Here is a 12,738-nt window from a genome sequence, read left to right on the forward strand (position 1 = left end):
AATTATATGGAGATAAAAGAAATCTCTGTTCCGCAACGAGGTATTGTAGCGGACTATATGAACGGTAAAAAAGAGATACAGTCATGTTTTGATTATATGTTAACAGAAGATGCTTTTAAACAACGTTTACATGATTTGCGTGAAAGGGAGTTTTTCCGCCAAGATTTAGTAGCGCATTTATTAGAATATAATACAAAATTACAAGCGGGAGAATCTACACTTCAAAATGTAAAAGCGCTTGGAGATGAAAATACATATGTTGTTATAGCTGGACAACAAGCGGGGTTATTAACTGGACCGCTTTATACAATTCATAAAGTTATTTCAATTTTACAGCTTGCAAAGGAAAAGGAAGAAAGTTTAGGAGTTAAAGTTGTCCCTGTCTTCTGGATTGCGGGTGAAGACCATGATATGGATGAGATTAATCATACTTTTGTAGCGAAAAATAAAAAGATGAAAAAAACTATTTTTTATGACCGTAATCCGAAAAAGGCAAGTGCTTCTGAGTCTGAACTTTCTGTTGAAGATTGTAGAAATTGGATTGAAGAGATTTTTAAAACATACCCAGAAACAAATTTTACAAAAGATGTATTAAAATTTGTTGATGATGCTTTGAAAAAATCGAATACGTATGTAGATTTCTTTGCTCATCTTATTACGAAAATCTTTGCTAATTCTGGTTTAATCCTTGTTGATTCACATCATCCTGAATTAAGAAAGTTAGAAATTCCATTTTTCAAGCGAATTATAAGTAAGTATAAAGAGGTACAAGAGGGCCTTCGTAATCAGCAGGAAGTAATTAAAGAACTAGGATACAAACCGATTATTGAAACGAAGTCTCATGCAGTGCATATATTCATGGAAATAGATAATGAACGAGTATTGCTTGAAGAGCATCAAGGTAAGTTTGTTGGAAAGGATGGGGCGCATTCCTTTTCATACGAAGAGTTGATTGAAGAGATGGAGAGAAATCCGGCACGTTTTAGTAATAATGTTGTAACACGTCCTCTTATGCAAGAGTATGTATTTCCTACGCTTGCATTTATTGGAGGTCCAGGGGAATTAGCTTATTGGAGTGAATTACAACAAGTATTCCATACTGTCGGTTTTCAAATGCCACCTGTCGTTCCTCGTCTTACAATTACTTATGTGGAGAGAGATATAGCGACAGATTTATTTGATCTGCAATTGAGAGAAATTGATCCGTTTTTAAATGATGTCGATAAACTGCGTAAAAACTGGTTGTCTAATCAAATAGAGGAACCGATTGATGATCATTTTGAAAAGGCGAAAAAAGAAATTGCTGATATTCATACATCTTTACAGCAATTTGTAAAGAAAATAGAGCCAGGGTTAGGTGCGTTTGCAGGGAAAAACGAATTGAAAATTAATGAACAAATTGAACTGCTGGAAAGAATGTTGAAAAGAAATGTTGAGAAAAAGTATGAGGTTCAGCTAAATAAATTCCGCCGTATACAATTCGCACTTCGTCCATTAGGTGCACCGCAAGAACGTGTGTGGAATGTATGTTATTATTTAAATCAGTTTGGTTTGGATTTCGTTGATCGTGTAATTGAAAACTCTTTTTCTTGGGACGGAAAACATCATGTTATAAAACTATAAAATCTTGCTCTTTGGAGCAGGATTTTATTTTTATTCCGTTGAATTTACTGTGAAGTGATTTTTTCTGAATTATCAATCAAAAAGTGTTAAATATGGCAATTGTGTTGGATACTTAAATATATGACAAAATAGCACAAAATGTAAACGTATTATTCGCTTTTTCGACAGTTTTTTATTTAAATTCCCGCAAAAGATGATAAAATTTAGTATATAATAAAAGAAAATAGCGATTTGTATAGTATGTTGCCTTTGTTGGTAAGTTAAATGAGTCGTTCTTTCGTATTATTTCATTCTCTAAGCGTGAAATATGTGTTTAGAGGAAGGGATACATTCAACATAATTAATTGGAAAAAGAGTAGGTGCAACAATGTTTAAACACGTAACAGTGCTTTTAAAGGAAACAGTAGACGGCTTAAATATAAAGCCAGATGGTACATATGTAGATTGTACACTGGGGGGAGGAGGACATAGTTCTTATTTATTATCCCAATTAACTGAAGGTGGAAAATTAATAGCGTTTGATCAAGATGAGATAGCGATTCAAAACGCGAAAGAAAAGTTCTCTTCATACGGTGAACAGTTTATAACAGTAAAGAGTAACTTCCGTTATTTAGCTGAAAAACTGCAGGAAATAGGTATAACAGAAGTAGACGGTATTTTATTTGATTTAGGTGTTTCATCCCCACAATTAGATACACCAGAACGAGGCTTTAGTTATCATCATGATGCACCGCTAGATATGCGGATGGATCAAGATGCCCCATTAACAGCGTACGATGTTGTAAATAGCTGGTCATATGAACAACTTGTAAGGATTTTCTTCCAATACGGTGAAGAGAAATTTTCAAAACAAATTGCAAGAAAAATTGAAGCTTATCGTGAGAATAAAGCTATTGAAACGACAGGAGAATTAGTAGAGCTAATTAAAGAAGGTATTCCGGCTCCTGCTCGTAGAACGGGTGGGCATCCTGCTAAGCGAGTGTTTCAGGCAATTCGTATAGCTGTAAATGATGAATTAAAAGTATTTGAAGAAGCATTGGAATCTGCTATTGAGATGGTTAAGCCAGGTGGAAGGGTTAGTGTTATAACATTCCATTCATTAGAAGATCGTATTTGTAAAACAACGTTTAAGCGAAATAGTACAACGCCACAATTGCCGCCAGGATTACCGATTATTCCTGATGAATTTAAGCCGAAATTAAAGCTTATTACAAGAAAACCGATTTTACCTTCTGATATAGAGCTAGAAGAAAATAATCGTGCGCGTTCTGCGAAGTTGAGAATCGCTGAAAAACGATAAAAGGGAGAGAGAGGTATGACTAATTTAGCTGTAAAGTACAAACAACAAGCGCAAGAAGAGGTGCAAATTCAAACGCCCCCACAGCAGATGGCTAAGCCGAAGGTTAAAGCGAAAATTACAAGAATCGAAAAACTGTTGTATGTAGCGTTTATTGGCTTTTTATTGTATGCCTGTGTCGCGTTTATTGGAAATAAAGCAGGCCTTTATCAAGTTAATGTAGAAGCAGCGACGATAGAAGAAAAAATTGTACAGCAGCAAAAAGAAAATCAAGAATTACAAGCTGAAGTAGAGAAGTTAAGTCGCTATGAACGAATCGCTGAAGTTGCAAAAAAACATGGGCTAGAAATTAATGCGAATAATGTGAAAGGCCTCAAATAAGGCAATAGGTGTGAAGGAACGATGAAGAAGAATATGACTAAATTTCATACCAATAAGGGAGCAGGTTATTTTATGATATTTTTCCTCCTGCTCTTTTTGCTGTTATTAGCCCGATTTTTTTACATACAATCAACAGGAACAGTTCATAATCAGGATTTAGATGCACTTGCTAAACAAAAGCATAGTAAAAAAGGAGTTCTTGAAGCGAACCGAGGAACCATTTATGATCAAAACGGTCATGTGTTAGCGCAAGACGCAAACTCTTACAAAATGGTAGCTGCACTAAAAGGTGCTAACTCAGTTGAGAATAAAGAAGATACTGCAAAGAAAATTGCAGGAGTACTTGGAAAAGGCGAAGAGGATATTTTAGCTTCTTTAAACAAGGAAGGTAGAAGTCAAGTTGAATTTGGAACGTTAGGCAAGGATTTGACGAAAGAAAAGAAGGAACAAATAGAAGCGTTGAAGTTGCCGGGAATATCTTTTATTACAGAAAATGCAAGGGTGTATCCAAACGGTGATTTTGCATCTTACGTTATAGGTCATGCAAAACCAAATGAGAATGGAACCTCGGTAGGTCAATTTGGCATAGAGAAAAGCTTGGATAAATACTTAAGTGCTTCGAACGGAGAAGTAGCATATACAGGTGATCGTAAAGGTGTGTCCCTTGATGGGGGAAAAGTTAATGTAAAGGCACCTAAAAATGGAGATAACGCTTATTTAACAATTGATCAACGTGTCCAAAGTTATTTAGAAGACGCGATGAAAGCAGCAAGTAAGCAATATGAGCCAGAAAGTTTAATAGGGATTGTTGCAGATCCGAAAACTGGGAAAATATTAGCGATGTCTACTAAACCTAGTTATGACCCTAATGATCGCCAAATTAAATATTTCTTCAATGACGCGATTGCCAATGCATTTGAACCTGGATCAACAATGAAAATTTTTACGTTAGCGGCAGCTATTAATGAAGGTGTGTACAAAGGACAAGATTATTATCAATCCGGGACATATCAAGTCGGAAATAGGAAAATAAAAGATCATAATGGCGGTGCTGGTTGGGGCTCTATCACGTTTGATGAAGGGGTAGAGCGTTCTTCGAACGTAGCGTTTGCAATTTTAGGAGATCAAAAACTTGGTCCAGAACGTTTCCGAAAATATATTCATAGTTTTGGATTAGATGAAAAAACGAACATTGATTTATCAGGTGAAGGATCGAATACAATTTTATTTGATCAGCAAATACAACAAGTGACAACAGCTTTTGGACAAGGTTCCACTGTAACACCAATTCAGCTTGTACAAGCTGCAACGGCCATTGCAAATGATGGGAAAATGATGAAACCTTATGCAATTGATAAAATTGTAGATCCGATAACAGACAAAGTAAAATTAGAACATAAGCCAGAAGAAGTAGGAAAACCTGTTACAAAGGAAACAGCAGCGCAAGTAAGACAGTTATTAGAACGTGTTGTTACATCTCCGAAAGGTACAGGGACAGCTTATAAAATTGATGGATATTCAGTTGGTGGTAAAACAGGTACAGCGCAAATTCCGGATGGAAAAGGCGGCTATATGACAGGAAGGCAGAATTATATATTCTCATTCTTAGGTATGGCACCAATGGACGATCCACAACTTGTCGTGTATGTAGCTGTTAAACAGCCGAAATTAAAAGATGATGAGAACGGCGCACAACCTTTAGCTGATATTTTTAAATATGTAACAAAAAATAGTTTAGAGTATTTAAAGATTAAGCCAAATGAAGTGAAAGATCCGAAAAAACATCTGAAAGAACAACAAACTACTGTTCCAGATGTAACTGGTAAAACGATGGCTGAAGCGGGGAAAGCGATTGATAAAGCAAAACTTCGTCCAATCGTACTAGGTGAAGGGAAAGTACAGCAACAAGTACCAAAAGCGACTGAACAAACATTAAAAGGCGACCGAGTCTTCTTGGTAGGAGATAAGCCTACAATGCCAAATATACAAGGATGGGCACTGCGTGATGTTATGAATTTAGCGAAGACATTACAGCTTAACTTGAAACCTTCTGGTACAGGATACGTAACAGAACAAAGTGTGGCGGAAGGAACATTATTACAACCTGGTACAGAATTAGGTGTCACACTCGTACCGCCACTCGAACCACAGCAAGAAGCAGAAAAGCCGTAATGGTAAAAGAGAATAAGTTCTAATTAAATAAGTACAAGCATATATTGGAACAAGCTAGGCGTAAGGGAGGCTTGTTCCGATATGCGTGTATCAAATGTAACAGTTAGAAAACGACTTATTTTTATACTTATATCAGGTATACTTATTTTCACGATTATCGATATTCGTCTTGGATATGTGCAATTTTTTCTTGGGAATATGTTAACGGATCGTGCGAAAGATTCATGGAGTCGTAATATTACTTTTGAACCCGAACGTGGGAAAATTTTAGACCGAAATGGTGTGGAACTTGCCACGAATAAAAGTGCTCCAACTGTCTTTGTTGTACCGAGGCAAATTGAAAAACCAGCAGAGACTGCAGAGAAGTTAGCTGCAGTATTAGGTGTGGAAAAAGATGAGATTTATAAAAGGATTACAAAAAAAGAATCGATTGTAAGGTTAGATAAAGGCGGAAGGAAAATATCACATGACAAAGCGAAAGAAGTACGAGGATTAAGTCTGAAGGGCGTGTATATTGCAGAGGATTCTATCCGGTACTATCCATTTGGAAACTTTTTATCACATGTATTAGGTTTTGCAGGTAGCGATAACCAAGGTCTTATGGGACTAGAAAAATATTATGATAAAGAGCTAAATGGGGACAAAGGTCATGTGCGTTTTTTTGCAGATGCGAAAGGACAAAGGATGCCTAATGTTGGTGATGATTTCAAAAAACCAGAAGCTGGTTTAAATTTAGGATTAACAATCGATGCGCGTATTACAAGGATTATGGAAAGAGAAATGAATATTGCGGAGTCAACTTATAATCCTGACGGTATGATTGCGATTGCAATGAATCCTAAAAATGGTGAAATTTTAGGTATGTCTAGTCGACCGAGTTTTGACCCAGCGGATTTTCAAAGTGTCTCTCCAGAAGTGTATAATAGAAATCTACCTGTATGGAGTACGTATGAGCCTGGTTCAACATTTAAGATCATTACATTAGCTGCAGCATTGAATGAAAATTTAGTAGACTTAGAGAAGGATACGTTTTATGATGATGGAGCAGCTGAAGTAGGTGGAGCTAGATTGAAATGCTGGAAAGCAGGAGGTCATGGCAGTCAAACGTTTTTAGAAGTCGTTCAAAACTCATGTAACCCGGGATTTATTGAACTTGGTGATCGCCTTGGTAAAGACCGATTATTTAAATACATTCGTAATTTTGGTTTTGGGCAGAAGACTGGAATTGACTTGCAAGGTGAAGGTAGTGGGATTTTATTTAATTTAGATAAAGTTGGTCCAGTAGAGCAAGCAACAACTTCATTCGGCCAAGGGGTTTCTGTTACACCGATTCAACAAGTAGCAGCTGTAGCGGCGGCTGTAAATGGTGGAACATTGTATCAGCCATATATAGCTAAGGAGTTTATTGATCCGAAAAATAATCAAGTTGTTAGTAAAAAGACACCTGTTGAGAAAAGAAAAGTTATTTCCAAGGAAACTTCAGAAAAAGTTCGTTATGCATTAGAGAATGTTGTAGCGAAAGGTTCTGGTAAAGGTGCTTATATTGATGGATATCGTGTAGGTGGAAAAACGGGTACTGCTCAAAAGGTGAAAGATGGTAAATATTTAGAGAATAATTATATAGTATCTTTTATCGGATTTGCTCCAGCGGATGATCCAGAGATTGTTGTGTATGTTGCTGTTGATAATCCAAAAGGGGTTACACAGTTTGGTGGAGTGGTAGCAGCTCCAATTGTCGGGAATATCCTTCGAGATGCGCTTCCTGTTATGGGAGTGAAACCGAGAAAAGAACAAGTTGAGAAAGAATATAAATGGGGCGATACACCAACTGTGGAAGTTCCGAATTTAATTGGAATGAAAAAGAAAGACTTACAAACACAACTCGTCGATTTGAAGCTTGATATAAGTGGAGATGGAGAGAAAGTAATTAAACAATCACCAGAAGCGGGAGCTAAAGTAAAAGAAGGCTCAAAAATTAGAATTTACTTCGGGAATTAAAGGTAACATAGTACGTTTTATGGTACAATTGGTGGAAGTGAGTTCTTTATAGAACAGTTACTTAATTTGAGACAGTAAGTGTCTCATTCATAAATAGGTCAGTAGCACTTACCTCCTTATATAGGAGGTAATGTGTTGCTTACTGAAAAAAAGATAAATAAACAATGTAGAGAGGGTTTAGTGAAATGAAGTTGCATACACTTGTATCATGTTTGCATGATTTTCCAGTTGTTCCAAAAGAAAATCCAGAAATCACATCTATAGAAGCTGATTCACGTAAAGTGAAAGAGGGAAGCTTATTTGTATGTATGAAAGGATATACGGTTGATAGCCATGATTTTGCTAAGCAAGCAGCGGCACAAGGAGCGGCTGCTATTGTTGCGGAAAGACCAATTGATGTTGACGTTCCAGTTGTACTTGTGAAAAATACTTTTCGTTCGTTAGCGGTTTTAGCTGATTATTTTTATGGTCAACCGACACACAAGTTACATTTAATCGGAATTACAGGTACAAATGGAAAGACAACAACATCGCATATTATGGATGAGATTATGCGAGCACATGGTCATAAAACAGGGCTAATTGGAACGATTAATATGAAAATCGGTGATGAAACATTTGAGGTGAAAAATACAACACCAGATGCACTAACACTTCAACAGACGTTTTCAAAAATGGTTGAACAAGGTGTGGACAGCACGGTAATGGAAGTTTCGTCACATGCGTTAGATCTTGGTCGTGTACACGGATGTGATTACGATGTAGCGGTGTTTACGAATTTAACACAAGATCATTTAGACTATCATAAAACGATGGAAGAATATAAACATGCAAAAGGGTTACTATTTGCACAGCTTGGCAATAGTTATAATCATAATCGTGAAAAGTACGCTGTGCTGAATAGCGATGATAATGTAACAGAAGAGTATATGAGAAGTACTGCAGCAACAGTTGTAACATATGGTATTGATACAACAAGTGACATTATGGCAAAAAATATCGTTATGACGAGTGGTGGGACTACATTTACGCTTGTCACACCATATGAAAGTGTAAATGTTACGATGAAATTAATAGGTAAATTTAATGTATATAACGTACTTGCAGCAACAGCAGCAGGACTTGTTTCGGGTGTGAAATTAGAAACAATCATTGCTGTTATAAAGGAACTAGCTGGGGTTCCAGGGCGTTTTGAAGTTGTTGATGGAGGACAAAATTATACAGTTATTGTTGATTACGCACATACGCCGGATAGTTTAGAAAATGTATTAAAAACTGCAAAACAATTTGCAAAAGGTGATGTGTATTGTATCGTTGGCTGTGGCGGCGATAGGGACCGAACGAAGAGACCGATAATGGCAAGTGTTGCAACAAAATATGCAACTCATGCAATTTACACATCAGATAATCCAAGAAGTGAAGATCCAGCGGCTATTTTAGATGATATGGTACATGGTGCAAGCGGGAAAAATTATGAAATGATCATTGATAGAAAAGAAGCGATACACCATGCAATCGCTAAAGCGAAAGCAGATGATATCATTATTATTGCTGGTAAGGGGCATGAAACGTATCAAATTATTGGTAAAGAAGTTCATCATTTCGATGATCGTGAAGTTGCTAAAGAAGCAATTACAGGGCGTTTAAACAACGAAGAGTAACAACGTGAGAGGAGGACTACATGTGCTTGAGCAAGGTTTATTAGTAACGGCTGGGGTAGCATTCTTAATTTCTGTTGCCCTTTCGCCATTGTTTATTCCATTTTTAAGAAAATTAAAGTTTGGACAGAGTATTCGTGATGAGGGACCGAAGTCACATCAAAAAAAATCAGGGACACCGACAATGGGTGGTATCGTCATATACGTATCTATGATGGTAACTTCACTTATTATGGCGATTAAGTTTAATTATTTAGGTGCAGAGGTTTCGTTATTACTATTAGTGACGTTTGGTTACGGATTGATTGGATTTTTAGATGACTACATAAAGGTAGTTAAGAAGAGAAATCTTGGTTTAACATCAAAGCAAAAATTAGTAGGTCAGCTTGTTATTGCTATTGCATTCTTTTTAATTGGAAAAGGGCAAGCGTTCCACACATACATCATGATTCCGGGAACGGATGTTAAGTTTGAATTAGGTTGGGCGTATTTCGTACTTGTACTATTTATGCTTATTGGTGGATCAAATGCAGTTAACTTAACTGACGGTTTAGATGGTTTATTATCAGGAACAGCTGCTATTGCATTTGGAGCATTTAGTATTATTGCTGTGGCACAAGAGCAATTTGGAGTAGCGATATTCTGTATGGCAGTTGTAGGAGCTGTACTTGGATTTTTAGTATTCAATGCGAATCCAGCAAAAGTGTTTATGGGAGATACAGGTTCATTAGCTTTAGGTGGAGCCATTGCAGCTGTAGCGATTTTATTAAAACAAGAATTGCTACTTGTAATTATTGGCGGAGTATTCGTAATGGAAACTTTATCGGTTATCATTCAGGTCATTTCATTTAAAACAACAGGAAAACGTGTCTTTAAAATGAGTCCATTACACCATCATTATGAATTATGCGGTTGGTCAGAGTGGCGTGTTGTTGTGACGTTTTGGTCTGCAGGATTTTTATTAGCTGTGTTAGGAATTTATATCGGGGTGTGGATGTAATTGAAAACTGTAACTGAATTTCAAAATAAGAATATTCTTGTATTGGGTATTGCAAAAAGTGGTTATGCAGCAGCTACATTGTTACAAAAGCTAGGGGCAAATGTTATTGTAAATGACGGAAAGCCTTTAGCAGAGAATGTACTTGCTGCAGAATTACAAGCAAAAGGAATGGACGTTGTATGCGGTGGTCATCCTTTAGAATTATTAGAGAGAAATATTTCTCTTGTAGTAAAAAATCCAGGAATCCCGTATTCTAATCCAATATTAGTTGCTGCGAAAGAAAAACAAATTCCGATTGTTACGGAAGTTGAATTAGCATATCGTATTTCAGAAGCACCATTTGTTGGGATTACGGGGTCTAACGGTAAAACGACGACGACAATGCTGACATTTGAAATGCTAAAAGAAGGACAAAAGCATCCTGTAATTGCAGGGAACATTGGAACTGTAGCGTGTGAAGTAGCACAGGATGCAAAAGAAAATGAAGTTGTAGTTACAGAACTTTCATCGTTTCAATTGATGGGAGTAGAATTGTTCCAACCTAAAATTGCTGCGTTTTTAAATTTATTTGAGGCCCACTTAGATTATCATGGGACGAAGAAAGAATATGGTTTAGCAAAAGCAAATATTTTTAAAAACCAAACAGAAAATGATTATAGTGTAATAAATGCGGATGATGCAGATGTGATGGCTTTGTCTGCGTATTCTAAAGGTCAAAAAATCCTGTTTTCGACAACGAAAGAAATTGAAGATGGTGCGTGTATAAAAGATAACGCTCTTTATTTCAAAGGTGAAAAAGTTGTTGAAGTAAGCGATATCGTTTTACCTGGTCAACATAATCTAGAAAATATTTTAGCTGCGATGAGTATTGCGAAATTATTAGGTACTTCTAATGAAGCAATTACGGTCGTGTTAAAACGTTTTACGGGTGTAAAACATCGTTTAGAATATGTAACAACGATTAACAACCGTAAGTTTTATAATGATTCAAAAGCAACGAATATGTTAGCGACTGAGAAAGCACTATCTGCGTTTACACAACCGATTGTGTTACTAGCAGGTGGGCTTGATCGCGGAAATGAATTCGATGATTTAATTCCGTATTTCAAAAATGTAAAAGCGATTGTAACATTTGGACAAACAGCTCCTAAACTAGTAAGAGCGGCAGAAAAAGCGGGATTAGATATAATTGAAAGTGTCGATACTTTAGATGAAGCAGTGGTGAAAGCTTATGCTCATTCTAAAGATGGTGATGTCGTTCTTCTTTCTCCAGCGTGTGCAAGCTGGGATCAATTTAAAACATTTGAAGAAAGAGGAGACATTTTTATACAAGCTGTGCATAAACTTATATAAAGTAAATCAAAACATCAGTAGGCTAACACCTACTGATGTTTTGTTACATAGGGCAAAAGGTTCTGCCTAAAGAGGTGGTGTTTGTGGGTAATGAAGAAAACGCCTGATTTTATGCTCATCATCGTAACACTTTCATTGTTGACAATCGGAATGATTATGGTTTATAGTGCGAGTGCAGTTTGGGCCTCTTATAAAATGGGGGACTCATTCTTTTTTGCAAAAAGACAATTACTGTTTGCGGGTCTTGGTGTAGTAGCTATGTTTTTTATTATGAAAATTGATTATTGGGTGTGGCGTACGTATTCAAAAGTGATTTTGCTAGTTTGCTTCATTCTTCTTATTCTCGTTCTTATTCCTGGAGTAGGTCTTGTTCGAGGAGGAGCACGAAGTTGGATTGGAATCGGAGCATTTTCGATTCAACCGTCAGAATTTATGAAGTTTGCGATGATTATTTTCTTGGCAAAGTTTTTAGCAGAACGGCAAAAATTGATTACATCTTTTAAACGTGGTTTATTACCGGCTCTTAGTTTTGTGTTTCTTGCTTTTGGGATGATTATGTTACAGCCAGACCTTGGGACAGGAACGGTAATGGTTGGGACATGTATCATTATGATATTCATTTCGGGAGCGAGGGTCTTTCACTTTGCAATGTTTGGTTTGATTGGTGTAGCAGGATTTGTAGGGTTAATTGCATCAGCACCGTATCGAATGAAACGCATTACATCATATTTAGATCCGTGGTCAGATCCGCTCGGGAGTGGATTTCAAATTATCCAATCATTACTTGCAATTGGACCTGGTGGATTATTTGGGCTTGGACTTGGACAAAGTAGACAAAAATTTCTTTATTTACCTGAACCACAAACTGACTTTATATTTGCGATCTTATCCGAGGAATTAGGTTTTATTGGTGGTTCATTTGTGTTATTATTATTTAGTCTATTATTATGGCGCGGGATTCGTATCGCATTAGGAGCGCCAGATTTATATGGTACGTTTTTAGCAGTAGGTATTGTGGCGATGATTGCGATTCAAGTAATGATTAATGTTGGTGTTGTAACAGGACTGATGCCTGTTACGGGTATTACCTTGCCGTTTTTAAGTTATGGTGGATCAAGTTTGACATTAATGTTAATGGCAGTAGGTGTATTATTAAATATAAGTCGCCATTCTCGCTACTAAACCCTGTTTATAAGACAGGGTTTTTCGTATGTGTGTAAAAATGCAATATGTATATAGAAATAAATATAATGGAA

Annotated in this window: 9 protein-coding genes; all 9 read left to right on the plus strand. The window is 36.6% G+C overall.

Annotated elements, in window-relative coordinates; all coding sequences use genetic code 11:
- The first annotated feature begins 6 nt into the window (after positions 1-6).
- The 9 genes from bshC (at position 7) to spoVE (ending at position 12,664) form a co-directional block, all read left to right on the plus strand.
- Positions 7-1,623: a bacillithiol biosynthesis cysteine-adding enzyme BshC gene (bshC, locus tag MKY38_RS02710; RefSeq protein ID WP_341048010.1), complete on the plus strand. Its 1,617-nt coding sequence runs from the start codon at positions 7-9 to the stop codon at positions 1,621-1,623.
- A gap of 367 nt (positions 1,624-1,990) precedes the next feature.
- The gene (gene rsmH, locus MKY38_RS02715) at positions 1,991-2,923 is read left to right on the plus strand and encodes a 16S rRNA (cytosine(1402)-N(4))-methyltransferase RsmH (protein WP_000472514.1); all 933 of its coding nucleotides are present in this window, start codon (positions 1,991-1,993) and stop codon (positions 2,921-2,923) included.
- A 15-nt stretch (positions 2,924-2,938) separates the two neighbouring features.
- Positions 2,939-3,301, plus strand: a complete 363-nt coding sequence (ftsL, locus tag MKY38_RS02720) for a cell division protein FtsL (protein WP_000182804.1) — start codon at positions 2,939-2,941, stop codon at positions 3,299-3,301.
- Positions 3,302-3,322: 21 nt separating this feature from the next.
- Positions 3,323-5,473, plus strand: coding sequence for a penicillin-binding protein (locus tag MKY38_RS02725; protein ID WP_000739960.1), 2,151 nt, complete (start codon positions 3,323-3,325; stop codon positions 5,471-5,473).
- 81 nt (positions 5,474-5,554) lie between these two features.
- The gene (locus MKY38_RS02730; protein ID WP_001266234.1) at positions 5,555-7,471 is read left to right on the plus strand and encodes a stage V sporulation protein D; all 1,917 of its coding nucleotides are present in this window, start codon (positions 5,555-5,557) and stop codon (positions 7,469-7,471) included.
- A gap of 185 nt (positions 7,472-7,656) precedes the next feature.
- The gene (gene murE, locus MKY38_RS02735; protein ID WP_000766315.1) at positions 7,657-9,132 is read left to right on the plus strand and encodes a UDP-N-acetylmuramoyl-L-alanyl-D-glutamate--2,6-diaminopimelate ligase; all 1,476 of its coding nucleotides are present in this window, start codon (positions 7,657-7,659) and stop codon (positions 9,130-9,132) included.
- 22 nt (positions 9,133-9,154) lie between these two features.
- Positions 9,155-10,129 (plus strand): phospho-N-acetylmuramoyl-pentapeptide-transferase, encoded by a 975-nt coding sequence (mraY, locus tag MKY38_RS02740; RefSeq protein WP_000893060.1) that lies wholly within the window; start codon positions 9,155-9,157, stop codon positions 10,127-10,129.
- The gene (gene murD, locus MKY38_RS02745; RefSeq protein ID WP_000860116.1) at positions 10,130-11,482 is read left to right on the plus strand and encodes a UDP-N-acetylmuramoyl-L-alanine--D-glutamate ligase; all 1,353 of its coding nucleotides are present in this window, start codon (positions 10,130-10,132) and stop codon (positions 11,480-11,482) included.
- Between the two features lie 90 nt (positions 11,483-11,572).
- Positions 11,573-12,664, plus strand: a complete 1,092-nt coding sequence (spoVE, locus tag MKY38_RS02750; protein ID WP_000753524.1) for a stage V sporulation protein E — start codon at positions 11,573-11,575, stop codon at positions 12,662-12,664.
- Positions 12,665-12,738: the final 74 nt, after the last annotated feature.

It is taken from the genome of Bacillus sp. FSL R5-0585 (assembly GCF_038004545.1).
Lineage (GTDB): Bacteria > Bacillota > Bacilli > Bacillales > Bacillaceae_G > Bacillus_A > Bacillus_A cereus.